This is a genomic window from Paenibacillus sp. NPDC058174 (assembly GCF_042883865.1).
Classification (GTDB): domain Bacteria; phylum Bacillota; class Bacilli; order Paenibacillales; family Paenibacillaceae; genus Pristimantibacillus.
Genome location: NZ_JBHVUY010000005.1, coordinates 1 through 23,189 on the forward strand (window position 1 = coordinate 1; position 23,189 = coordinate 23,189).

Annotated in this window: 21 protein-coding genes; 13 read left to right on the forward strand and 8 right to left on the reverse strand. The window is 51.7% G+C overall.

Annotation, left to right across the window (positions count from 1 at the left end):
• Positions 1 to 364: 364 nt before the first annotated feature.
• Positions 365 to 1,366 (reverse strand): ABC transporter substrate-binding protein, encoded by a 1,002-nt coding sequence (locus tag ACFVVF_RS22050; RefSeq protein ID WP_387814321.1) that lies wholly within the window; start codon positions 1,364 to 1,366, stop codon positions 365 to 367.
• Positions 1,367 to 1,579: 213 nt separating this feature from the next.
• On the reverse strand, positions 1,580 to 2,335 hold the full coding sequence (locus ACFVVF_RS22055) for an exodeoxyribonuclease III (RefSeq protein WP_387814323.1): 756 nt from the start codon (positions 2,333 to 2,335) through the stop codon (positions 1,580 to 1,582).
• 248 nt (positions 2,336 to 2,583) lie between these two features.
• On the opposite strand from ACFVVF_RS22055, the gene rbsK reads away from it, so the two are divergent.
• Complete coding sequence (rbsK, locus tag ACFVVF_RS22060) at positions 2,584 to 3,504, forward strand: ribokinase (RefSeq protein WP_387814751.1); 921 nt, start codon at positions 2,584 to 2,586, stop codon at positions 3,502 to 3,504.
• 124 nt (positions 3,505 to 3,628) lie between these two features.
• A complete protein-coding gene (murI, locus tag ACFVVF_RS22065) occupies positions 3,629 to 4,402 on the forward strand; it encodes a glutamate racemase (protein ID WP_387814325.1) in 774 nt (257 codons plus the stop codon).
• Between the two features lie 105 nt (positions 4,403 to 4,507).
• Here the strand turns inward: murI and ACFVVF_RS22070 are convergent, their stop codons facing one another.
• Complete coding sequence (locus tag ACFVVF_RS22070) at positions 4,508 to 5,572, reverse strand: LacI family DNA-binding transcriptional regulator (protein WP_387814327.1); 1,065 nt, start codon at positions 5,570 to 5,572, stop codon at positions 4,508 to 4,510.
• A gap of 259 nt (positions 5,573 to 5,831) precedes the next feature.
• On the opposite strand from ACFVVF_RS22070, the gene ACFVVF_RS22075 reads away from it, so the two are divergent.
• From ACFVVF_RS22075 to ACFVVF_RS22085, 3 genes are read left to right on the forward strand one after another with little or no spacing between them, the layout of a single operon-like run.
• Positions 5,832 to 6,824 (forward strand): ROK family protein, encoded by a 993-nt coding sequence (locus ACFVVF_RS22075; protein WP_387814329.1) that lies wholly within the window; start codon positions 5,832 to 5,834, stop codon positions 6,822 to 6,824.
• Positions 6,817 to 9,264, forward strand: coding sequence for a glycoside hydrolase family 9 protein (locus tag ACFVVF_RS22080; RefSeq protein ID WP_387814331.1), 2,448 nt, complete (start codon positions 6,817 to 6,819; stop codon positions 9,262 to 9,264). Before ACFVVF_RS22075 ends, ACFVVF_RS22080 begins: the two co-directional genes overlap by 8 nt.
• A complete protein-coding gene (locus ACFVVF_RS22085) occupies positions 9,264 to 10,346 on the forward strand; it encodes an SIS domain-containing protein (RefSeq protein WP_387814753.1) in 1,083 nt (360 codons plus the stop codon). The genes ACFVVF_RS22080 and ACFVVF_RS22085 overlap by 1 nt, the downstream gene beginning before the upstream one ends.
• Positions 10,347 to 11,111: 765 nt before the next feature.
• Here ACFVVF_RS22085 and ACFVVF_RS22090 read toward each other — a convergent pair.
• Entirely contained in the window at positions 11,112 to 12,008 is an 897-nt protein-coding gene (locus ACFVVF_RS22090; RefSeq protein ID WP_387814754.1) for a DMT family transporter, read from the reverse strand.
• A 191-nt stretch (positions 12,009 to 12,199) separates the two neighbouring features.
• Here ACFVVF_RS22090 and hisA point away from each other — a divergent pair, with 191 nt between their 5' ends.
• Entirely contained in the window at positions 12,200 to 12,961 is a 762-nt protein-coding gene (gene hisA, locus ACFVVF_RS22095) for a phosphoribosylformimino-5-aminoimidazole carboxamide ribotide isomerase (RefSeq protein ID WP_387814333.1), read from the forward strand.
• Positions 12,962 to 13,044: 83 nt separating this feature from the next.
• Here the strand turns inward: hisA and ACFVVF_RS22100 are convergent, their stop codons facing one another.
• Positions 13,045 to 13,851 (reverse strand): 3'-5' exonuclease, encoded by an 807-nt coding sequence (locus ACFVVF_RS22100; RefSeq protein WP_387814335.1) that lies wholly within the window; start codon positions 13,849 to 13,851, stop codon positions 13,045 to 13,047.
• 195 nt (positions 13,852 to 14,046) lie between these two features.
• Here ACFVVF_RS22100 and ACFVVF_RS22105 point away from each other — a divergent pair, with 195 nt between their 5' ends.
• The 4 genes from ACFVVF_RS22105 to ACFVVF_RS22120 all read left to right on the forward strand — a co-directional run bounded on the left by ACFVVF_RS22105 (position 14,047) and on the right by ACFVVF_RS22120 (position 17,912).
• Positions 14,047 to 15,033, forward strand: coding sequence for a diaminopimelate dehydrogenase (locus tag ACFVVF_RS22105; protein WP_387814338.1), 987 nt, complete (start codon positions 14,047 to 14,049; stop codon positions 15,031 to 15,033).
• Between the two features lie 569 nt (positions 15,034 to 15,602).
• On the forward strand, positions 15,603 to 16,982 hold the full coding sequence (gdhA, locus tag ACFVVF_RS22110) for an NADP-specific glutamate dehydrogenase (RefSeq protein ID WP_387814340.1): 1,380 nt from the start codon (positions 15,603 to 15,605) through the stop codon (positions 16,980 to 16,982).
• A gap of 321 nt (positions 16,983 to 17,303) precedes the next feature.
• A complete protein-coding gene (locus ACFVVF_RS22115; protein WP_387814342.1) occupies positions 17,304 to 17,468 on the forward strand; it encodes a hypothetical protein in 165 nt (54 codons plus the stop codon).
• 300 nt (positions 17,469 to 17,768) lie between these two features.
• Positions 17,769 to 17,912: a hypothetical protein gene (locus tag ACFVVF_RS22120; RefSeq protein ID WP_387814344.1), complete on the forward strand. Its 144-nt coding sequence runs from the start codon at positions 17,769 to 17,771 to the stop codon at positions 17,910 to 17,912.
• 1,119 nt (positions 17,913 to 19,031) lie between these two features.
• Here ACFVVF_RS22120 and ACFVVF_RS22125 read toward each other — a convergent pair.
• Complete coding sequence (locus tag ACFVVF_RS22125; protein WP_387814346.1) at positions 19,032 to 20,183, reverse strand: winged helix DNA-binding domain-containing protein; 1,152 nt, start codon at positions 20,181 to 20,183, stop codon at positions 19,032 to 19,034.
• 109 nt (positions 20,184 to 20,292) lie between these two features.
• Here ACFVVF_RS22125 and ACFVVF_RS22130 point away from each other — a divergent pair, with 109 nt between their 5' ends.
• Together ACFVVF_RS22130 and ACFVVF_RS22135 are read left to right on the forward strand one after the other, a co-directional pair.
• Positions 20,293 to 20,589: a 4a-hydroxytetrahydrobiopterin dehydratase gene (locus ACFVVF_RS22130; protein WP_387814348.1), complete on the forward strand. Its 297-nt coding sequence runs from the start codon at positions 20,293 to 20,295 to the stop codon at positions 20,587 to 20,589.
• Between the two features lie 93 nt (positions 20,590 to 20,682).
• The gene (locus tag ACFVVF_RS22135; protein ID WP_387814349.1) at positions 20,683 to 21,123 is read left to right on the forward strand and encodes a DUF4395 domain-containing protein; all 441 of its coding nucleotides are present in this window, start codon (positions 20,683 to 20,685) and stop codon (positions 21,121 to 21,123) included.
• A gap of 82 nt (positions 21,124 to 21,205) precedes the next feature.
• Here the strand turns inward: ACFVVF_RS22135 and ACFVVF_RS22140 are convergent, their stop codons facing one another.
• On the reverse strand, positions 21,206 to 21,412 hold the full coding sequence (locus ACFVVF_RS22140; RefSeq protein WP_387814351.1) for a hypothetical protein: 207 nt from the start codon (positions 21,410 to 21,412) through the stop codon (positions 21,206 to 21,208).
• Between the two features lie 5 nt (positions 21,413 to 21,417).
• Complete coding sequence (locus tag ACFVVF_RS22145) at positions 21,418 to 21,918, reverse strand: hypothetical protein (protein WP_387814352.1); 501 nt, start codon at positions 21,916 to 21,918, stop codon at positions 21,418 to 21,420.
• 539 nt (positions 21,919 to 22,457) lie between these two features.
• Here ACFVVF_RS22145 and ACFVVF_RS22150 point away from each other — a divergent pair.
• Positions 22,458 to 23,126 (forward strand): bifunctional 2-keto-4-hydroxyglutarate aldolase/2-keto-3-deoxy-6-phosphogluconate aldolase, encoded by a 669-nt coding sequence (locus ACFVVF_RS22150; protein ID WP_387814354.1) that lies wholly within the window; start codon positions 22,458 to 22,460, stop codon positions 23,124 to 23,126.
• Positions 23,127 to 23,189: the final 63 nt, after the last annotated feature.

The window sequence follows — 23,189 nt, forward strand, 5'->3', positions numbered from 1 at the left end:
TGTTACGTGGCTGCTTTTCCATACCGAACACCTCTCCTCGTTAACCTTATTATCTTTCTACACTTAAGAGGTGTCCACTTATTATTCTAATTGCATAGTGCATTTTGATTGGCCCAAAACGGCTCGTTTGAATGAAATTCTGCGATTTCAACTGCACTTTTGCATTTTGAGGGCGGTTTTGGGTCATTTTGAGGCTTTCAAAATGTATTTTTGCATGTTGACCATTTATGGCGGGTACAGAGGGGCGGCAGGCGGTACCCGGCCAAACGCCGGCGTTCAAAACGTATGGAGGGGAGAGGTAGAAAAGCTCTTCCTTAAAGCAAAGAGGCTGTCCTATCGGACGGCCTCTTTGTATTAACAACCTTTATTTTTTGTTCTCTTCGCTTCTAGCGATCAGCATATCGACGATCATGTCAATTTGGCCGGTAATCGCAATCGGATCATAACGATAGAAGGTGTCGAAATCATTGTAGAAGATCGTGTTGTTCTTCGACGCGTCGAGATTTTTCCATACGGGGGAGTTTTTCAGCTTCTCGATCTCTTCGCCTTTTTTCTCTGGATCGTAAGTTGTCAAGAACATATAGTCGGCTGCATATTCCGGCAGCACTTCAAGGGAAAGCTGCGTCGTTGCTTTATCTGCGGATATTTTGGCCGGCATTTTTAACCCCAATGCATTATATACCGCTTGGCCGCCTCGTCCGGCGTTGTCGCCGAATACCCACAGCTCGCCTTTCTCAGTCAGCTCATATAAGCCGAAGGTTGCGTTCTCGTCGATGATGCCTTTCAGCTTCTCGCGTCCTTCCGCTGCTTTTTTATCGAAATTGGCGAGGAATTCATCGGCTTTCTCCGGTGCGCCAACGATGTCGCCGAACAGCTTCACGGCTTCAGAAATGTTGCTGGTCGTACCATATGGGATATGAAGCGTAGGGGCGATCTTGGAAAGCGCCTCATAGCTTTCGTCGTACATCACGACGATGAGATCAGGCTTCAGATCAAGCGCTTTTTCCGCATTGATTGGCGCGCCTACTTCTTTAGCATCCTTCAGCATATCTTTCAGGAACGGATTATCGAACGTAGTTGGCTCTACGCCAACTACTTTCGCGCCTACCGACAGCAGCTCGCCGCCGTAGTAGTCCGTAACAATTCGCTGCGGCTTAACCGGGATTTGGATATCGCCTTTATCGGTTTTATAGGTGCGGAATTGCCCTTCGGCTGGGGGAGCGTTAGTTGCCGCCGGCGCAGCCGTGTTCCCGCTGTTGTTGGTGGAAGTGTTGCCCTTTGAATTATTCGATCCGCAGGCGGATACGATGGCCGTCAGCACGAGCAGCAAAGCGGCGAGAGTGAGTAAAGATTTTTTGTTTTGCACAGGTGAAACCCTCCAGTTTATCAATTGAATGCCGTTTCGATTCACACAATACATGATATTGCGAATCATTATCAAATGAATGATAACAAATATCATTTGAGATGTCCACTGAAATGATCGGGAGAGGGGGGCCAGAAGATTTGGTTACTTAATAAGTAGGCAAATAAAAAAAACAGCCCGGCATTATAACCGGAGCTGTCCATCCATACAAAATTATAGTTCAATCGTAAGCGTCACCGGGCAGTGATCGCTGCCAGTAATATGAGGCTCGATGTCCGCGCTCATGATAGCAGGCTGCAACTGAGAAGAAACGAGGAAATAATCGATGCGCCAGCCGACATTCCGCTCCCGTACCTTCGGCATGTAGGACCACCAGCTGTAGGCGTCCGTCCGTTCGGGATGGAGATGGCGGAAGGAATCGGTGAAGCCGGATTGCAGCAGCTCGGTCATTTTGCCGCGTTCCTCCAGTGTAAACCCGGAGTTGCCGAGATTTGGCTTCGGATTTTTCAGATCGATCTCTTCGTGGGCGACGTTTAGATCACCGCAGACGATAACTGGCTTCTGCTTATCTAGTTCTAGCAAAAAGGTGCGGAACCGGTCCTCCCATTCCAGACGCAGTCCCAGCCTTGAGAGATCGCGCCGGGCGTTCGGCGTATATACATTAACGAGGTAAAAGCCTTCGAATTCGAGAGCGACGATCCGTCCCTCGGATTCGTAGTCTTCTTCCAAGCCATATCTTACCGACAATGGCTTCACCCGGGTGAAAACGGCAGTACCGGAGTAGCCCTTTTTCTCCGCATAGTTCCAGAATTGCTCGTACTCCTCGCCAATCTCCAGAGTGATTTGACCTTCTTGCAGCTTGGTCTCCTGTACGCAGAAAATATCGGCATCCGCTTCTTTAAAATATTCAATGAATCCTTTGTTGACGCAGGCCCGCAGGCCGTTCACGTTCCAAGATACGAGCTTCATTCGCGCATGTCTCCTTACCATCTGTCATGTTGATTCTAGTGTAACATACAATCCCTGAAGCATGTTCTGATAGAATAGAGGAAGAAACAGGAATGGGAACGAGGCTCCTTAATGATAGCTTTGATCGAAACCGGGTAAAATGAACAGCTATGCGCAAGACAGCGAGTTTGACAAACATTAGCGGCATTCGTACTATGAAGCTGTACATACAAGCAGTTGTTACGGAAGCAGAAGGGATGCGAGATAAAATGAATCAGCCACATATTGTAGTAATAGGAAGCTTAAATATGGATATTGTTGTCCAAATGGATCGGTTCCCGGTGCATGGAGAGACGTTGACTGGCCGCGAGGCGCACTTTGTGCCAGGCGGAAAAGGGGCCAATCAAGCCGTGGCGGCGGCCCGTCTTGGCGCACGTACGACGATGGCAGGGGCTGTCGGGGGCGATGCATTCGGCAAGGAACTGCTGGAATCGCTGTATCGCAGCGGTGTCGATCACAGCCAGGTACGGCAATTAGAGGGAGAGTCAACGGGCATTGCCTCCATTATGGTATCGCCTGACGACAACATGATCGTTATCGTGCCGGGTGCCAATGCGCAGTGTCTGCCGGAGCATGCGGCGGCGCTCGAACCGGTCATTGCGGCAGCGGATACCGTGCTGCTGCAGCTCGAAATTCCGCTGGAGACGGTGACAGCCGCAGCGGTGCTGGCGAAGAAACATGGCAAACGGGTCATTCTCAACCCGGCTCCAGCGCAAAAGCTGCCGCAAGAGCTGCTCGATTGCGTCGATGTCATCACGCCTAATCGCTCCGAGCTTGAGCTGCTGACAGGTCTCAAAGCTTCCGAGGGCGAGCTGGAGCAAGCGATGGATGCCATGCTGGCAATGGGGCCGGATACAGTTGTAACGACGCTTGGCGGAGACGGTGCGGTATTCAAGCAGCGCGGCGGGGAGCTTCATTCCCAGTCAGCTTACACGGTGCCAGTCGTTGATACGACGGGAGCGGGTGATGCCTATAATGCCGGACTGGCCTATGCGCTGTCGATCGGAGATGATATTCAGGCAGCTGCAGCACTGGCATCGAAGGTGTCGGCGCTTGCAGTGACGAAGTTCGGAGCGCAGGACGGCATGCCGCTGATGGCCGACGTACAAGCTTTTAACACTCACAATTAAATTAGAATTTTCAAATCCCCTTATTTGGAACGGGAATTGCCATAGTCGGGTCTTGCCGGATGGACGTATTCGTAATATGCTGGAATAGAGTTTGCGACTACATAGGTTAGGAATCGATGATACGATGACAATCGGTTTTTTCGACTCGGGGATCGGCGGCCTTTCGGTGCTAGCCGAAGCGCTGCGGCGGCTCCCTGCACAGGATTATTTGTATATGGCGGACACGCTTCATGTTCCTTATGGCACGAAAGAGAAAGATGATGTTAAAGCTTACGTAATGGATTCCGTCAGCATGATGATGGAGCGGGGGATCGACGCGCTTGTCGTTGCTTGCAATACGGCGACAAGCATTGCGGTGAATGAGCTGAGAGAGGTGTACTCGCTGCCTATCGTCGGCATGGAGCCGGCTGTGAAGCCTGCAGTAGAGATGAACCATGCTACGGGCAAAAGAGTGCTCGTATTCGCGACGCCGCTTACGCTTCAGCTGCCAAAATATTATGCGCTCGTCTCACGTGTGGACGAGGGCGGCATCGTCGATTCGCTGCCGCTTCCGGAGCTGGTTCGTTACTGCGAGAATTTGCAGTTTGATAAAGAAGTGATGGCGCAATATTTCCGCGAGAAGCTGGCAGATTATAATTTGGACGATTACGGCATTATCGTGCTTGGATGCACGCATTATCCTTTTTACAAAAATGTGCTGCGGGAGCTGCTGCCTCCGCATATTCAGATTGTTGACGGCAATGCTGGCACGGTTCGCAGGCTGTCAGCCTTGCTGACCAGATCCGGCATTGCGCATAACGGTACCGGACGCGTCAGCTTTATGTGCTCGGGCAACGAGCCTGCTTATTTGGATAAAATGCAGACTGCGCTCGCTTTTGTCCGGGAGTTGAACGATTAGCAGAAATTTGCGCTGCTCTAGGGAAGAGCAAATGAAAGAAGCCGCTGGCATTATGCCGGCGGCTTCTTTTTTTTGCAGGTTAACAGGTTGTTAAAATCGGAAGTATCATCGTCTGTTAGCAGCGCCGCAAGACTCGCGAACGATCAGCTCCGGCGAATGGTTGAGGCTGATCGTTTCATCCGAGCCGTTGATGGCGCTGATTAATTGCAGTACGGCCATTCGCCCTAGATATTCATTATGCTGGTCCATTGAGGTCAAGCGCGGAATGCTGTAATTACTCTGCTGGAACTGGTCGCAGCTCGCAATGGCAATTTGCTCCGGGCATGACAGTCCGCGGTCCTTCAGCGCACGCATAGCGCCGATGGCAACCATATCGTTCATGGCGATAACGGCGGTTGGGAGACGGTCTGGATTGCTGTCCAGCAGCCGGATCATGGCTTCATAGCCGTCGGGCGCATAATAATCGGACGGTACGATGTAAGAAGGATGCACGGTTTGGCCAAGCGCCTTCATTGACTGTGTAAAAGCTTCTATCCGCGACGTCGTGATGCGAATGCCCGGCTCACCTCCGACAAAGCCGATACGCTCATGGCCCAGCGCGATGAAGTGATGGACAAGTGACGTTACGCCCTGCTTCAAATTCCGCTCTACGAACAGACAGCTGCAGTCCTCGATCTTGGAGCCCATAATGACGACCGGCACCTGCCGATGGAGCTGGTTGAGCGCTTCGACGAACGAGGCCGGGACGTCTTCTTTGTCGATTTGGCCGCCTAGTATGAGAACGCCGTCGACCTGCTTCTCCAGAATGATTTTGAAATAATCCTCTTCTGCAATGGTTTCGTCATAACGGTCGGCGTTCCGTGAGAACATCGTGTTAAACAGCAGCGTCGCATATTGATTTTTGAGCGCAAAGCTCTCCACCTGCAGGAAGAGGGAGGCGAAGTAAGGATTCGTAATGTCGGGCAGAATGACCCCGATGTTTTTCGTTTTATGATTAATCATGCCTCTGGCGAAAATGCTCGGTGTATAGCCGTATTCGTCTATAACCTGCTGAATCCGCTCCCGTTTCTTGGGCGAGACGGAAGGGCTGTTGTTCAGCACCCGCGATACGGTAGAGACGGAGACGCCGCTTTTCTCGGCAATTTCCGTAATGGTAATCTTGCTTTTCAAAAATGCCACATCCTTTAAGCTTGCTAGCCGATGCTTCGATTCTAGCGCAACTTGGGGATGACTGCAATAGGAATTTGGTATCGTTACCAAATTGAATGGTGAATGATTGGTGTTTTGAATGCGGATAGATGAAATAGCTGTTAATGACGTGAAATATAACGATTGACAGTCTATTTTTCGTCTGATAATGTTTGCAGTAACAGCATTCTTTATCATTTCATTTGGTAACGTTACCAAATCAATCAGGAGGTGCATCACTTTGATTAAAGAGATTACGGAATCCGTCCTGGCGGTCGATCTCGGGGGAACCAGCATCGTTGTGGGCGAGGTGACGCCGGGCGGGGAAGTTCTGGGCATCAAATCCTATCCCAGTGATACGACAACACAGTCGTTTGCGCTGGCAGCCATTATGCGGGCAATAGACGATTATAGTCTAACTATAGGACTTCAAGCGGAAAAACAGCTCGCGATCGGCATCGGTCTCGTGGGACGGGTGGATGAGCAGCGGGGCATATGGATCGAAATCGAGCCGGGCAAGACGGAGGTGCTTGATGTACGAGGCATCATTGAGCAGCGTTACGGACTGATTTGCGGCATCGACAACGACGTCGCTTGCGCCACGAAAGCGGAACAGCAATTTGGCTGGGGCAAAGAATCGCAAAACTTCATCTACCTCAACGTCGGTACAGGTATAGCTGCTGGCGTGGTAGCAGAAGGGCAATATGTGAATGGCGCCAGCTTTAACTCGGGAGAAATCGGTCATATGGTCGTTTCCATGGACAGCGATGTTGCATGCGGCTGCGGACGCAAAGGCTGCGTAGAGCGGATCGCATCGGGCTTGGGCCTGCATGAACGGGTGACGGCCCTCAGAAGCCAGTATCCGGGAACCGTGCTGCCTGAACCGGCAGGCAGTGAACGAGTTGCTGCGGAGGTGATATTCGAGGCAGCGCAAAGCGGCGACGAGCTCGCGCTGAAGGTGAGCGAGGATGCAGCCAAAGCGCTGGCAGCGCTAGTGATGAATCTGGTGCGGGTCAGTGACCCGGATACGATCGTGCTGGGCGGCGGCGTTGTAAAAAATAATTATTTTGCCGGACGGGTTCGTTCGTATTTGAATCCGAAGACGATGCGCTTTGTTGCTCATCCTCTTGTACAGACGAAGCAAGCGACGACAGAGGTCGGCTTGGCAGGTGCCGCTTTGGCCGGCTGGCGGGCTAGCCAACGACACGGAGAGGAGATGAAAAGTCATGGATAAGCAGCTATTGGAGGATATTGTGAGGTCCGGTTATATTCACCGGCCGCTGCCGCTGTATGAGGACCGTTCGTTGGAGCATAAGCAGAAGGCCGAGCCGGTGCTGGCGGAGCTGACGCTTATTGGAGAAGGCTCCGGGGAGAGCTCCGGCTGGGTGCATCGTGGTCCAGGTAATTTAATCTTCACAGAAGAGCAGACGGTAACGTTAAGCTCACCGACGCTGATGCCGCATTGGCCGGAAGGAGCTCCTGCTGACGGCGATTACGTCAACTTCGGCATCGCATCAATGGTTAAGACGTTTGAGCGCGCTAATTGGGAGGAGTATAACCGGATCACGATCGAGGTTTATCCGGATTTTCCCGGCGTACCGAATACGTACTTGTACATGAAGTTTAAGAATGAGGGCGAAATTGCGATACCGGATATTTATCATCGTGAAGGCTATCATGGCGTCAACTTGAAAAACAGGCAATGGAACGTCATTCATCTGGAAATCCGCGAGCTGCCGAGAGATGCTGTTACCGAGCTGGAAGTCGGCTATTACTTGAACGGAAAAGACCGTGCTACGGGTGACCGGATGGAGCTGACACTGCGCGCAGCTAGGCTGGAGAAAGTCGCCGGTCATGAAATCTCGAAGGGCTGGACGCCAAAGCCCGGCGACATCATTTACTCGCATAGCGGCTACAACCAATCCGGTGTGAAAACGGCTTTTTCGGCTGCGGATGGGGCTAAGGGCGAGGGTAGAGGAACAAGTGCGGGTGCGGGACGTGAGTTCTACTTGAAGCATGCCGGAAGCGACGAGATTGCTTATACGGCTCCAGTTGGCTATATCGATACCGGAATAGGACGGTTTGAGACGTATGACTTTTCCGCGTTCTCGGAGAGCGGTCTTTACTGGCTGCAAGCGGGAGAGCTGTGTACGGAAAATTTCGCGATTGGCAATGCAGCGGAAGTCTGGCAGTCCTCGGTATGGAAATCGCTGAATTTCATTTTTTGCGAGCGCTGCGGCTATCCCGTTCCAGGCATTCACGGCAGCTGCCATGCCGATATCGTTGCCAGACATGAAGGAACGGTTCTTTCCTATAATGGCGGCTGGCATGATGCAGGTGACGTTTCCCAGCAGACCGTCCAGACGGCTGAAGTGGCGTTTGCGCTTTTTGAAATGGCGGAGAAGGTTGAGGGGCTGGACGGCGATTTGTATTTGCGTCTGATCGAGGAAGGCGAATGGGGACTGGACTTCCTGCTGAAGACTCGCTTCGGCGACGGCTATCGTGCGACCAGTGCGGGCATTACCCGCTGGACGGACGGGCGTATCGGCAATATGGATGACGCAGAGGCGCGCGTTCACAATCAGGCCTATGAGAATTTTTATCTGGCTGGCATTGAGGCCTATATTCATGAGCGGCTCAAGACGTTAAATCCGGCCCTGTCCGAGCGGCTGCTGCGGTTTGCGGAAGAGGATTTCGAATTCGCAATGACCGAATTTGCGAAGCACGGGATGGATCAGAAGCCGATTTTCTGGGAGCACACCTATCAAAGCTCGGAGAGCTTGTATATGGCGACTGCCTCTTGGACGGCTTCGATGCTGTACCGTTCGACGGGCGACGAGCGTTATGCGGTTCATGCGGCCAAATTTATCGGCTACGTGTTGGAGAGCCAGGAACAGGAGGGTCTCTCGCTCGATGACGGAACGACGATCGCCGGTTTCTTTTACCGCAATCCGGACAAGAAAGTCGTACAGCATTTCAATCATCAGGCTAGGGAGCATCTGTATTTGCTTGCTCTGACCGCGATTCGCGAGACGCAGCCGGGGCATGAGGATGCCGGACGCTGGCAGGCGTCTATTGAAAGCTACGGTGATTATCTGAAAAAGCTGGCCGCCTATACGGCGCCTTATCCGATGATTTCGAGCGGAATCTACCACGTTGACGAGCATCTCGATGAGAAAAGCTTCGGCTATCAGCACCTGCTGACGGATGAACGGGCGCGTGAGGATTATGGTGTGCAGCTGGGACATGGCGTTAAGCTGAACGACTCCTATTATTTGCGCCGTTTCCCGGCTTGGTTCTCCTTCCGGGGCAACAATGCGATCCTGCTCTCGACGGGCAAAGCGGCTTCGCTGGCCGGTGCTTACTTGAATGATGCGGAGCTGATTGGCATCGCAGAGGGACAGCTTCAATGGATCGTCGGGAAAAACCCGTTCGCCCAGTCGCTTATGCATGGCGAAGGCTACCGCTACGCGCAGCAGTATTCGGTGCTTGGCGGAGAGATGACGGGGGAAATCCCGGTTGGTATTCAAACATGGGGCAATGAGGATGAGCCTTATTGGCCGCAATTCAACAATGCGACTTACAAAGAGGTATGGACAGGCAACGCCGGCAAATGGCTGTCGATCGTAGCCGATCTCTATGCCAATGATAAGAAAAGCGAGGGATCACGATGATGAAGCCAACGATGATGACCTATATTCATGAGGAGCAGGAGATGGTGGAGAGCATTCTGGCCAGCTATCCGGACAACGTCCGCGCTTTCGCGGAAACGGCGCTGGACAAGACGGACTGGCTCGCTTTTGCCACAGGCTCCAGCTATAATGCAGCGCTTAGCGCCAAATATTATATCGAAAAATGGGCGGATGTCCGGATTGATGTGAGGGAGCCGTTCCACTTCACTCATTACGATCGGCTGTCGCCTTATACGGATCTGGCACTGGGCATTTCCCAGAGCGGGCAAAGCACCTCGACGATTGGCGCTTTGCAGCGCGTGCGCGGGGAGCGGGACATCGCCGCAATCGCCTTGGCGAGCGATATAGGAAGCGCGATTTCGGAAACGGCGGATGTGACGATCGATATCGGCTGCGGCAAAGAGCGGGTCGGATATGTAACGAAAGGCTTCACAGCTACCGTGTTGACGCTTATGCTGGCAGGGCTTCATCTGGGTGAACGCAAAGGGAGAGCAACGGCGGCGGAGGTGGAGGGGCAGCTTGCTGGTTTCCGTAAAATGGCGGCTGCTATTCCTTCGATTATTGCGGGGACGGAAGCGTTCTACGACCGCTACCAGTCCGAATTCGTCAGCGCACCGCGTTTTACCGCTGTGGGCAGCGGCCCTGCCGTCGGCACGATCAAGGAGATCGAGACGAAGTTTTGCGAGACGGTTCGGATGCCGTCGCAAGGTATCGAGCTGGAGGCATTCATGCATGGCCCGTACTTGGAAGTGAACCCGGAGCACCGGATCTTTTTCCTGGAGACGGAAAGCGCGGTGAAGGAGCGGCTGGAGCTGCTGCGCAGCTATGAAAGCCGGATTACGCCGTATACGTATACCGTTAAGCTGGCGGCCTCCTCGGAGGAACGTACGCTGGGGCTGGGCGTCGAGCTTGACGAATTCCAGGCGCCGCTTGCGCTCATCATTCCGTTTCAAATACTGGCGCATCATATCGCCGGAGGCCGCGGCATCGACCTGACCAACCGGATCTACACCGATTTCGGCATGGCAATGCGGAGCAAAACGCAGCCGGGCGACTACGCTTAAGACTCTGCTGAGCTGCACAAAAGAAAAGGACCACATTCCCGCTAACAGCGGTTGAATGGGTCCTCTTTGTGCTTGGCATGGGGAGCGCTGTATGCAGACTCTTAGAGTGAGTCCTTGCATAGGTAACTTCGTTACGTGTTGTTAAGTCACACATTGCGTAGGTAGCTCTGTTGCGCGTTGTTAAGTTACACAATACATCGACAAAATGTACCTCGTCGGGCCTCTGTTACGTGTGCCATATAACTAACTACATGTGCATCATTAAGTCCATAAAAGCCCATGCTGCTGCTCATGAAGCCAACATTATGCACCGCTATACCGTCGCTCGCAGCATCAAAATGTAAAAGTACATTTTGATTTTGCTTTTTTCGCCCAAAAAGCTGCTCAAAATGCAAATCTGCAGTTTGATTTGGCTTAAAACGCCGATTTCAGGCAAAACCGGCCGATCAAAATGTACTTTTGCATTTTGAAGCGTAAAAACGGCCATTTTCGACGAAACAAAATGCACTTTTACATTTTGAACGGTAGGTGCGTAAATGCCGCTTATCGCATGGTATGGAGCACTGGGAGCAAGCCGCCTTTTGCAGGGAAAAGGCGGCTATTCGCGTAATGCCTTTCCTCTGCAAGAAACGGCTATTCGCTATGCCTGTCCAGACACGCGGCAGGCTTGCATCCGCTTCATGCAGCGGAAAAAGCGCGAATGCGTTTCATGCAGCATAAGTGGGCTGTTACGCTTCATGTTGCGGAAGAAGATTGCCTATCACTCTAGGCTTCAGCAGGTTCCTTCTCTTTGCCGTAACGGATGAACAGCCATACGCCGAACAGGATGAACAGTCCCGCGCCAAGCTGATAGCCGGTCAGCGGCTCCTTTAGCAGCATCCATGCGAGCAGCGATGCGATGACCGGCTCGCCGAGCACAGACATCGATACGGCGGCAGCCTTCATGTACTGCAGCAGCCAGTTGAACAAATAGTGGCCGAACAGTGTCGGCACGATCGCCAGCAGCAGAAAAATGCCCCATTCCTTGCCGCTGTAGCCGCCGAAGGCGTTGCCTTGGACGAGGTTGTACAACGCCAGCGACGTTGCTGCGAACAGAAACACCCAGAAATTATAGGCGAAGGCATTCACTTCCTTGCGCAGTTCCTTGCCGATCAGCATATGGACGGCGACAGCGGCCGCTCCAAGCAGCGACAGCAAATCGCCAAGCAGCGCCTGCGGCGACAGTCCAAAATCGCCCGAGCCAATCACGACCGAGCCGATTAAGGCGATGCCCATGCCGAGCAGCATCATCCGGTTCGCTTTTGTCCGGAACAGAAAGTAAGAGCCGATCATGACGAAAACAGGCTCCAGCGTAAGAATGACGGTGGAGCTGGCGACGGTCGTCAGCCGGAGGCTGGCCATCCAGAGCAGAAAGTGAAGCGCCAGCATAGCTCCTGAAGCGGCTAGCCAGCCCCACTGCCGGGCGCTTAGGCGGAACATGCTGCTGCGGTATTTCCAGACGAAGGGGAGCAGCAGAAGATTGGTCAAATACAAGCGGTACATCGCAATGACAGCGACGTCAGCCTCCGACCAGCGGACGAAAATCGACGAGAACGAAATACCGATAATGCCGATTATAAAAAGCAGCTCATGGGTGGTGAAAAGTTTGACGCTGCGGTTCATATTTTGTGCGGTTTCCAATGACGATAACACTCCAGACGGGATGAACTTCGCCTGTAATACTACTACACCGGGAAAGCCCGTTGCAAATGGTAATTTCATCGGTTGTCCCCATCAGGGCCAAGCCAAGGCTCAACGAAGAGCGGCAATTCTGTTACAATAGGAGCAGAACCTGTCGGGAAAGAGGAGATTGGATGAAATTCAGGCCATGTATCGATCTGCACAGCGGTAAAGTGAAGCAAATTGTCGGGGAGACACTCGACGCGAATCCGCAGCAGGTTGTGGAAAATTTCGTATCGGAGCATGACTCGGCTTATTACGCTAATATGTTCAAACGGGACGCCTTAACCGGCGGCCATGTCATTATGCTGGGCGGCGGCAATGAGGAAGCAGCGATTCAAGCGCTGCGCGCTTATCCGGGAGGCCTTCAGCTTGGCGGCGGCATCAAAGCCGAGAACGCAGCCTTTTATCTGGAGCAGGGAGCCTCACAGGTCATCGTAACGTCCTCCATTTTCCGCGACGGCGAGCTCGATTGGGACAGCCTGAGACGGATCGTCTCCGAGGTCGGCAAAGAAAGACTTGTCATTGATCTCAGTTGCAAACAGCGGGACGGACAATGGCATGTCGTTACGAACCAATGGCGTACGTTCAGCAGCCTGGTCGTGAACGAAGCGAACTTGCGGGAGCTGGAGTCCTACTGCAGCGAATTTCTTATCCATGCGGTAGATGTGGAAGGAAAGCGGACAGGCATTCTGGAAAGCCTCGTTCAGCAGCTTGCGGAGTGGGTAACGATTCCGACTACCTATGCGGGCGGAGCGCGCTCTATGGAAGACCTCGAATTGTTCCGGAGGTTGTCGGGCGGCAAGCTGGACATTACGGTCGGCAGTGCTTTGGATATTTTCGGCGGCAATCTGTCCTACGATCAAGTTGTCGCTTATTCGGCTTCGATTCAATAAATCAGACGTGAAAAAAGAGAGTCAGCTGCGGGGCACATGTATATTGTGCGTGAAGCGGCTGGCTCTCTTTTTGCGGTTGGCTCTTAATTTGCAGTTGCGGAATCGGCAGTGGCTGCCGGTGCTTTTTGCGGCTTCTGCTGCGCTTTTAGCAGCTCGGCATCGAAGCATTCGCGCAGCTCGACGATTTTACGCAAATCGGTCAATACGACCTTATCTTTCAAATATTTGTCATGGAACAGTTCCCAGGTCGGGGCTGTTTTTTGCGCCATCAGCGTACGGACTGCATTTTTAACCATGCGTCTTTCCTTCGCGTTGGTGTATGTATCCTTGTACAGCTGTTTCCGCTCGAAATCGAGGTTCTGGAATACGGCACGGAATACATCCGCCGTCATGCGTGCGTCGTCAAGCGCCCGGTGGGCGGTGCCTTCTGGCGTAATCTCGAGATCCTGAAGAGCCGCCTCCACGCTGACGTCGTTCGTGACGTTTTTATAGCGCAGATAGCCTTTAAGCAGATCGAAATAGTAGGCAGACATCCAGAAGCTGTCATCGAGCTTGTGCATGCGTGTATCAAAGACGATACGTTTCAAATCCTCGCCGCCCCAAGTGAGCAGAAGAAACTCTTCTTCACTCCGGTTCAGCCATGCGATAAAATCAGCAATTACTTTTTTAAAACCGCTGGCACGGTCGATATCTTCTTGCGGAATGCCTGTTTTTTTCTTGATGAAGCTATTTAGCTTGGAAAAGTAAACCGGCTTGATCAAAGCCGAAAATTCATCGGTCTGACGCAATTCTGAATTAAGGCGGACAGCGCCGATCTCGATGACTTCCATAGGCAGCTCGCTCGCGAACTTGCGGCCGTTGAACTCAATATCTAGTACGATATAATCCATCGTTTTACCCCCGAATAAATGACTCCCTGCTATTTTACCACATCAGGCGGGGTAAGCACTAAATTTGACGTTTTAGTGCCTTTTTTTGATTAAATTTTAGAAAAAAGCCAATCCATAGTTTACATCCCATGTCGCATCTATATACTTAGTAGATGAATCACTGTGGTGATCTACACCATTGAAGGAGGAATATTTATGCAAAAAACGATTAAAATCGGCATTGTAGGATATGGAAACCTGGGTAAAGGCGTCGAAAAAGCGATCGCTCAAAACCCGGATATGGAGCTGACAGCGATCTTTACGCGCAGACAGCCAGATCAGCTTCAAAGCACAGGCGGTGGCGCGAAATTCGAGCACATCTCCGCTGCTGAGACGTATAAAGGAATCATCGATGTTATGATTCTTTGCGGCGGTTCGGCAACAGACCTTCCAGAGCAAACGCCAGTACTGGCGAGTATGTTCAATACGGTCGACAGCTTTGATACGCATGCGAAAATTCCTGAGTTTTACGAGTCGGTTAATGCAGCGGCTAAACAAGCTGGCACGCTCAGCGTCATTTCTACGGGCTGGGATCCAGGCTTGTTCTCGCTTAACCGCTTGCTCGCGGAAGCTATTCTGCCAGAGGGCAAAGACTACACGTTCTGGGGCAAAGGCGTTAGCCAAGGCCACTCCGACGCAATCCGCCGCGTACCAGGTGTAAAAGCCGGCGTTCAATACACCGTGCCTGTACAAGCTGTCATCGACCGTATCCGTTCCGGCGAAACGCCAGAGCTGGAAACGCGCGAGAAGCACCTCAGAGACTGCTACGTGGTAGCTGAAGAAGGCGCGGATCTGGAACAAATTCGTCAAGCAATCGTGACGATGGAGAACTATTTTGCCGATTATGATACGACTGTTAACTTCATCACTGAAGAGCAGCTGAAAGCTGAGCACCAAGGCATGCCGCATGGCGGCTTTGTTATCCGCAGCGGTGTTACGGGAGAGAACACGAAGCAAATCATCGAGTTTGGCTTGAAGCTGGAGAGCAATCCGGAATTCACAGCCAGCGTTCTTGTCGCTTGCGCGCGTGCGGGCTACCGCATTAGCCAAGAAGGCGGCACTGGCGCGAAAACGATCTTCGATCTGCCGATCGGCTACCTGTCGCCGAAATCCGCTGAAGAGCTTCGCCGCGACCTTCTGTAATTCAGAGGGAAGCAGCATATCGGCCATCGAGAAGAGCCTTGTCCTCGGAAATTCCGGGACGAGGCTTTTTTTTTGCGTTAGAAGGGCTTACACAGTCATGTGGCTTTGTTTGGCATGTGAGCTTTTCCGTTCGAAGTTTCTTGTTTTGATTGGTTAAGAACATTCGTGTTTAGTGCGGGAAATTTAATTTTGGGCTGGGTTTTGCAGATTAGATTGCGTCGATTAACGATGTTCCGGAAGAAAAACAGATGGGGAAAACGATCGGGATTTTAGTATTTTTGACAGGGGGAGGTTTCCTTACATTTCCTTTCGCAGCCCTTAAGGGGCTTGATTTTAGGATCGTTTCACTTTCTTAAATTATTTAAATTTTAGGAATTGTAAAAGTTTGAAAGCGTTTCAAATCCTTTAGTAAAGCCGAACGATGTCAGGTTATAGAACGAATTAATCAAGGTAAAAAATAATTTTTATTGGCATGTCAGAATATATATGTTTTAGTATTTATGCAACAGAGTACAAAGTATCTTCAAAAAGTGCAAATGACTCGTGAGCCAGCCAAATAAGGAGTGTTGATGACCTTGACAACAGCGGTAACTGAACAACAAGCGACGGCAAAAAAATACGTGCAATCGGTTTTTGAAACGATCTCCAAACGCAATCACCATGAGCCTGAGTTTCTTCAAGCGGTGAAAGAAATCGTAGATTCGCTTATTCCAGTGTTTGAAAAACAGCCCCAGCTTATGGAACTCGGTATCCTGGAAAGAATCTCCGAGCCAGAGCGTGTCGTGTATTTCCGCGTACCTTGGGTTGACGACAAAGGTAAAGTGCAAGTCAACCGCGGCTACCGCGTGCAGTTCAACAGCGCACTTGGTCCATACAAGGGCGGCCTGCGTTTCCATCCTTCCGTTAATGCCAGCATTATCAAGTTTTTGGGCTTCGAGCAAATTTTCAAAAACAGCTTGACCGGCCAACCGATCGGCGGCGGCAAAGGCGGCTCCGATTTTGATCCTAAAGGCAAATCGGACAACGAAATCATGCGCTTTACACAAAGCTTCATGACTGAGCTGTACAAATACCTTGGACCAGACGTTGACGTACCAGCAGGCGATATCGGTGTTGGCGCTCGTGAGATCGGCTACATGTTCGGTCAATACAAGCGCATCCGCGGCGGACACGAAGCTGGCGTGCTTACAGGTAAAGGTCTTGGCTACGGCGGCAGCTTGGCTCGTAAAGAAGCTACAGGTTACGGTACTGTATACTTCGTACAAGAAATGCTCGCTTCCAAAGGACTTAGCTTCAACGGCAGCCGGGTAGTCGTATCCGGTTCCGGTAACGTATCGATCTATGCAATCGAAAAAGCGCAGCAGCTGGGCGCTCATGTCGTTGCTTGCAGCGACTCCAACGGTTACATCATCGACGAAGACGGCATCAAGCTTGATACGGTTAAGCGTCTGAAAGAAGAAGAGCGCAAACGGATTAGCGATTATGTATTAGAGCATCCGAATGCGGTTTACGTGGAAGGCTGCCAAGGCATTTGGTCGGTCGCTTGTGATATTGCACTTCCTTGTGCAACGCAAAACGAAATCGACGAGAATGATGCGGCTAAGCTGATTGAAGGCGGCGTAAAAGCAATTGGTGAAGGTGCAAACATGCCTTCGACGCTGGAAGCAATCGACGTATTCCTGAAAAACGACGTACTGTTTGGACCAGCAAAAGCTGCCAATGCAGGCGGCGTAGCGGTTTCCTCGCTGGAAATGTCGCAAAACAGCATGCGTTTGTCTTGGACTTTTGAAGAAGTTGACGCAAAACTGCATGTCATCATGAAAAACATCTACGACAACAGCGTTAAAGCAGCTGAAGAATTCGGCTACCCGGGCAACCTCGTAGTTGGCGCTAACATCGCAGGCTTCATGCGTGTTGCCAACGCTATGGTATCCCAAGGCGTTGTGTAAAATATACAAATTGTAACGAATGATTGGACCTTATCTGGTGGCGTAAAGCCATTGGATAAGGTCCTTTTTTTGCGTTTGGCGTTGTTGGCAGGGGGATTGGCGGAGGATGCTGCGGAGCTTATGACGGGTGTGTCAGGTACTGTGTCAGCAAGCGTGTCACAATGAGCGTACGGCAGCTGACATGGCGGCCAAGCTGGGGGGACGCGAACTTGGTTCCGGTTCGCTATTTGCTAGATCGGAGTCAGCTTGGAGGCGGTAGCGAAGCTGATTCGCTAAATAGAGAAGCTGGATTCGTTCTAGAGGCTCATTAGAGGGAGGGGAATGGAAATAGCGAAGCTAGCTTCGCTGTCCATGAACCTTGGTTCACGAATAGCGAAAAAAGGTTCGCTGTACGCTACGATGGTAGCAGGCGAGGCTGTGGCAGCGAAGTTCACTTCGCTAAATTGCGAACCCAGTTCGCTAAATGTAGAGTCGAAGCTGGCTTGACGGCTGTAACGAAGTTCGTTTCACTAAATTGCGAACCCGGTTCGTTAAATGCAATGTCGAAGCTGGCCGGGCGATTGTAAGGAAGTTAACTTCGCTAAATTATGACTCTGCTTCGCTAACTGGCTTGACGGCTGTAACGAAGTTGGCTTCACAAAATAGCGAACTTAGTTCGCTATTTGCTAGATCGGAGTCGGCTTGGAGGCGGTAGCGAAGCTGCTTCGCTAAATAGAGAAGCTGGATTCGCTACAGAGGCTCATTAGAGGGAGGGAAATGCTAATAGCGAAGCTAGCTTCGCTGTCCATGAACCTTGGTTCTCGAATAGCGAAAAAAGGTTCGTTGTACGATACGATGGGGGCAGGCGAGGCTGTGGCAGCGAAGTTAACTTCGCTAAATTGCGAATCTGCTTCGCTAAATGCAGAGTTGAAGCTGGCCGATCGGCTGTAACGAAGTTGGCTTCGCAAAATAGCGAACTTAGTTCGTTATTTGCTAGATCGGAGTCAGTCTGGTGGCGGTAGCAAATCGGGTTCGTTATAGCAACGGTGTCAGGACCGGTCTAGAGGCAAAAGCGAACGTAGGAGTGCAAAGGGCATCTAGTCTGGCAAAGCAACTTCGCTGTGGCAGGCTGCAGCTCATAACGAGAGGAGGGGAGAGGTAAGTTTCTGGATTAGTGAATGGCAGGGAGTAACTGCAGAAGCAGTATGTTGGGCGCGAACTTATATGAGCAAAGCACGTTACTTGAGTAACCAAATTGTGTTGGCGGAAGCAGCTCATGATGAAGCGGTAGCGAGATGTTAGATGTCTGAGTTACGGCGAGTAATAGTTAGTTTGAGAGTCGGGGTATAGTGGCGAGGTTAGACGGTTGACGGAATAGCGTGGTCATAGAGGAAATTGTCTGCTAACTAATTAATTTGACGGCTTGATGAGGTCGTATGATGAAGAAATCAGCGAATATTGAATTTGAGTAACTGTAGCTAACAGAGTAGTGTCAGATTAGCTGAGAGGTGATCTACACTGAACTGAGCTGAGCAGACTGAACAGCACTGGATTGGTCTGAACTGATCTGGGTTGGTCTGAACTGATCTGGGTTGGTCTGAACTGATCTGGATTGGTCTGAACTGATCTGGATTGGTCTGAACTGATCTGGATTGGTCTGAACTGATCTGGATTGGTCTGAACTGATCTGGATTGGTCTGAACTGAACTGATCTGAACTGGTCTGAACTGGTCTGAACTGGTCTGAACTGAACTGAACTGAACTGAACTGAACTGAACTGAACTGATCTGAACTGGTCTGAACTGATCTAATCTAATCTAATCTAATCTAATCTAATCTAATCTAATCTAATCTAATCTAATCTAATCTAATCTAATCTAATCTGCCTTGCCCTGAACCACGCTGCAATGCATAGCTCTGAACTGCCTTGAGCAGAACATTGAACTTCCCTGTCTTAGCTATAAAGCGACGCCTGCCCAGCAAATTATCCGTTATTACATCTCACCTACCGAGTCTACCCGCAGAAACCATCAAGCGGCCCCTTCACAAGGAGGCCGCTTGCGCTAGCTACTAATAATCACCGCCAAAGCGGATTTCCCGCTGGGCCGCTTCAGGTTCGGCGAAGGCAAGCAGACGCTCGCCTTCGTCGGCTAACGCTTCTTTTTCCGCTGCTGAAAGCTCACGGAACGGTTCAATATGAAGAACGGCAAGAACGCAGTCCTTCTCTTTCACAGTTTCCAGCCGCCAAAGGCCGCTTACGAAACCGTCGACCAGTATCGTCGCTTTAATGATGCCGTTCACGGTAAACACGAGCGGTTTGTATTCGTCTGGCAGGATGCGTGATCTGTCCGCATAGGAGAGAAGCATGTTGTCGAACTCGGACAAAAATCGCGGTGGTACGGGAGTGTCAGGATCGGGCAGTGTGATGTCCGCCAGATCGAACAGTTCTATGCCGTTGTCATCGCGATAGATGACAAGCTGATCGCGCAGCCGCTGCACATGTGCCCGCAATCCGGTAAGGCCGCACCAGGCCTGCATATCTTTAATAGAAGCTGGACCGAAGGCGGCAAGATAGCGGAGGATAAGCTTCTCGGGTTCAATAGTTTGAGCAAGCGGGCGTCCCAGCCAAGCTTCTGCGGTCGTATGGCGGGCTTGTCCGCTCTTACCCCATATGCCCCGAGGAGGCACCTGTACGAGCGGCAGCACCGCCCTCGAGATTTGGGCCAAAGCCCCAGGCTCCCGCCCGGGAGCCAGAGGCGACAGCAACTCGCCAAGCTCCTGAAAGCTAAGCGGCGCTTGCTCCACATGGACGCGGCTTGCCTCTGCTATCCTATCTAGATCTACGCCCTCGAGCCGTTTGCGATAGGCGCTCCGGAACGCCTGATCCAGCATGGGCTGCAGAACGGGACGCATCCATAGGCAGTCTTCGGCGCTGACGAGATGAATCGTCGAACGCATGAGACTGATTCGGATGGCCTGACGACTCACCAGCAATTCAGCAAGCTGCTCTTGACGGAAATCATGAAGCCGAGTCCATAACGCAAAATAAGGCGGGAGCGGCGATTGAGACTGCAGGCCGGCCAGATGCCCGATTGCATCCAAAACACCCATGCCGGAACGGCTTATAAGGAGCTGGCGGTCCAGCAAAGCGCGGTTAAGGGCCTTGCGGCTTAAACGTCGGGGCTCCATTGAAGCAGAGCGTTGCAGCGGATTCTTTTCCATAACGGAGGCTCCTTCCTGCCTATATGCAGCCCTATAGGGCAACCTGTCTTTTCCAATTATTATAGTTAACTTTATAATGGATGAAAAGAATAACAGGGGGATCGATGCTATGGCAAAACAACCGCTGCTTACCGAGCGAGAGCTGCAGGAGGCGTTGTCAGATGTGGAAGGCTGGAGAGTGGAGGAGGAGAAATGGCTCGTAAAATCATACCTGCATTCTACATTCCTAGAAGCAGTCGACTTTGTTAACCGGGTAGCCCAAGCTGCGGAGGAAGAAAATCACCATCCCTTCATCACGATTGAATACAGGAGAGTCCAGTTGAAGCTGACGACCTGGTATTCAGGTGGCTTAACCCGACTGGACATCATCATGGCTCAGAGATGCAATTCACTTTTCAAAAAATAATACCTACTATTCTCATTGGTTATATAGTACAATGTGACTAGATAAACAACGTGATTTCACATCTCTATCATAGCTAATGGAGGATTGAATAACATGACTCAAACGGAAACGACGCCTGTTCCTTCTGTTCCGCTCCCGCTGGTGCGGTTTAACACTTGGGTGACGCTGGCTTTTGTAGTAGCCAGCTGGCTGGCTGGTCAGGCTTGGATTCTCATAGTGCCGATTGTGTATAACGGACTTGGTGCGGCGGCTGGCTGGAATCCGCTTATTGTATTGGCCAAACGGTTCTTCAACAGGCCTCCATCCTCATACGTATCGGAAGAAAAAGCACAGCTGCGCTTTAATCTGACGCTTAGCACCTCGATGTTAGGGGCTGCGCTCATCAGCTTTTTGGCGGGCTGGACTGTCGGCTATTACATTTTTACAATCATGCCTGTGCTGGCGATGATTGCGATGCTGGCCGGCTTTTGCATCGGCTGCGTAATTCGTTACCGGTGGCAGCAATACCGTTATGCGAAAAGCAAAGCTAGTTAACGGCGAGACGTATTCGATACTCAGCGCCACATACGCGACCAAAAAACCGTTCCATACCGGAACGGTTTTTTGGTGCGTACCATTAAGGATTGGCATGAACATAAATGATATTGGCGTAAAAGATACGCAGCTCATACGTAAAGCCGCTCTCCTCGAAGGAGACAAGAATATAGTCGTTGCCGACGCGTTCAAGTGTTCCGACGACGGCAAGCTGGCCGAATCCGTTGGTTACGACCGTTACTTCTGAGCCGATGAGCGGAATTAAATCGCCGGAAATCGTAGTTGCCATTTGCGTCACACTCCTTGCGGGCTTAAATCCTCGATATTCGTGATGAAAGCTAGAGGGATCGTCATCGTCGTTCCTGTGCTGGTCAGAAACGTGGCGATGGTCTGCTGCACGCTTGTAACTGTGCATGCCATGCCGGTAGGCTGACCAGGCGTCATGACGTTAATAAGCGTCTCTGCGTCCAAGTAGCCGTTCAGCAATGCGATCAGCTCTGCAAAGTCACCGGAAGGTCCGGGAGGCCCTGGCGGTCCAGCAGGGCCGTCTGCACCAGGTATCCCCTGCGCCCCTTGCGGTCCAGCGGGACCGGCAATGCCTTGCGGACCGGCCGGTCCCTGCAAGCCTTGCAGCCCGTCTACGCCCGGAAGTCCAGGGTCGCCTTGCGGCCCTGACGGGCCAGCGAGGCCTTGCGGTCCAGTTGGCCCCGGCAGGCCCTGCGGACCGGATACACCCGGCAAACCGGATGCGCCTGGCGTGCCGTCGGTCCCGGCCGGTCCGGCGGCTCCGCGCATACCATCCGCTCCCGGAGGGCCGGAACTGCCGGACGATCCGTGAAATCCTCTAGGCCCTCGTTTGCATTTGATCACTTTAATAATCGTTTTCTTGCGTTTATGAGAGCATTTTTGGCGATGATGCGGCTGACGCTTCTTTCTTTTTCGTACGGGCTTGCATCTTCTTTTGCGTTTTTTCTTCTTGTGATCCCTTTGAACAAACTCCACAAGCCTAACCAAAGAATTAGGGTCCTTCAGCCAGATTAAGTTACGCTGCGTACGCCTCCGTCTTATCGGAGCAATCATCAGCCTATATCCTCCTCTGCAAAAGCTGTTTCTATTAATTTATCCGTTGCAGCGGTGGAGCGGACTAGTGATATGTCCTATTTTTGCGCACATTTTCGAAATCGGTTAGGAGGGTGACAACCATTGCTGAAAACGCTTAAAACGAATATAATAAAACGGTAATGATCATACCTTTTCGAACAAATGCACACGCAATGCGCCGACTTCAAGTCTAATCCACGTAATTGGCGCACAATATGAGGGGGATTATCGAGATGAAGAAGATACGAGTGCTCCAGCAGCTGGCCGACGCAGGCGTCGTTGCCGTTCTCCGCGCCGACTCGCCGGAGGAAGTAGCTGATATGGCTCGTCACGCTATTAAAGGCGGCATTAAAGCGATTGAAATTACGATGACCGTTCCGTTCGCGCTCCGCGCGATAGAAGAACTGTCTAAACAATATTCGAGCTCGGCTCCGCCGGACGCAGACAACTTTGCTATTATCGGCGTTGGAACGGTGCTTGACGCAGAGACAGCCCGCGCAGCGATTCTGAGCGGTGCGGAATTCGTCGTTGCTCCGGCTCTTAATCCCGATACGATCAAGCTGTGCAACCGCTACTCGATCCCGGTAATGCCGGGCACGATGACGGTTCATGAGATTCAAAGCGCACTGGAGCTCGGCGCAGACATCGTCAAGCTGTTCCCTGGCAATCTCTTCTCGCCAAGCGTCATTCCGTCCATTAAAGGACCGCTGCCGCAAGCGAATATTATGCCGACTGGCGGCGTATCGCTGGAGAACTTGAAGGATTGGATCAAAGCAGGCGCCGTAGCAGTCGGCATTGGCTCCGATTTGACGAAGGAAGCGGTTCAGAAGGGCGATTTTACGCTCATCGAGAAAAAAGCCGGTGCATATATGGAAGCTTACCGCAGCGCCAAAGGGCTGTAATTGCAATTGCAGCATAGCCAAGGCACAACAAGCGCTGCCTTAATAGGAGACAAGCCTCTTGCA

Excerpts from the sequence above, each read along its gene's own strand:
- ACFVVF_RS22055 (WP_387814323.1), bottom strand. The coding sequence starts at position 2,335 with ATGAAGCTCGTATCTTGGAACGTGAACGGCCTGCGGGCCTGCGTCAAC.
- rbsK (WP_387814751.1), top strand. The coding sequence starts at position 2,584 with ATGAATCAGCCACATATTGTAGTAATAGGAAGCTTAAATATGGATATT.
- murI (WP_387814325.1), top strand. The coding sequence starts at position 3,629 with ATGACAATCGGTTTTTTCGACTCGGGGATCGGCGGCCTTTCGGTGCTA.
- ACFVVF_RS22080 (WP_387814331.1), top strand. The coding sequence starts at position 6,817 with ATGGATAAGCAGCTATTGGAGGATATTGTGAGGTCCGGTTATATTCAC.
- ACFVVF_RS22085 (WP_387814753.1), top strand. The coding sequence starts at position 9,264 with ATGAAGCCAACGATGATGACCTATATTCATGAGGAGCAGGAGATGGTG.
- ACFVVF_RS22090 (WP_387814754.1), bottom strand. The coding sequence starts at position 12,008 with ATGAACCGCAGCGTCAAACTTTTCACCACCCATGAGCTGCTTTTTATA.
- hisA (WP_387814333.1), top strand. The coding sequence starts at position 12,200 with ATGAAATTCAGGCCATGTATCGATCTGCACAGCGGTAAAGTGAAGCAA.
- ACFVVF_RS22100 (WP_387814335.1), bottom strand. The coding sequence starts at position 13,851 with ATGGATTATATCGTACTAGATATTGAGTTCAACGGCCGCAAGTTCGCG.
- ACFVVF_RS22105 (WP_387814338.1), top strand. The coding sequence starts at position 14,047 with ATGCAAAAAACGATTAAAATCGGCATTGTAGGATATGGAAACCTGGGT.
- gdhA (WP_387814340.1), top strand. The coding sequence starts at position 15,603 with ATGACCTTGACAACAGCGGTAACTGAACAACAAGCGACGGCAAAAAAA.
- ACFVVF_RS22115 (WP_387814342.1), top strand. The coding sequence starts at position 17,304 with ATGGAAATAGCGAAGCTAGCTTCGCTGTCCATGAACCTTGGTTCACGA.
- ACFVVF_RS22120 (WP_387814344.1), top strand. The coding sequence starts at position 17,769 with ATGAACCTTGGTTCTCGAATAGCGAAAAAAGGTTCGTTGTACGATACG.
- ACFVVF_RS22125 (WP_387814346.1), bottom strand. The coding sequence starts at position 20,183 with ATGGAAAAGAATCCGCTGCAACGCTCTGCTTCAATGGAGCCCCGACGT.
- ACFVVF_RS22130 (WP_387814348.1), top strand. The coding sequence starts at position 20,293 with ATGGCAAAACAACCGCTGCTTACCGAGCGAGAGCTGCAGGAGGCGTTG.
- ACFVVF_RS22135 (WP_387814349.1), top strand. The coding sequence starts at position 20,683 with ATGACTCAAACGGAAACGACGCCTGTTCCTTCTGTTCCGCTCCCGCTG.
- ACFVVF_RS22140 (WP_387814351.1), bottom strand. The coding sequence starts at position 21,412 with ATGGCAACTACGATTTCCGGCGATTTAATTCCGCTCATCGGCTCAGAA.
- ACFVVF_RS22145 (WP_387814352.1), bottom strand. The coding sequence starts at position 21,918 with ATGCGCGGAGCCGCCGGACCGGCCGGGACCGACGGCACGCCAGGCGCA.
- ACFVVF_RS22150 (WP_387814354.1), top strand. The coding sequence starts at position 22,458 with ATGAAGAAGATACGAGTGCTCCAGCAGCTGGCCGACGCAGGCGTCGTT.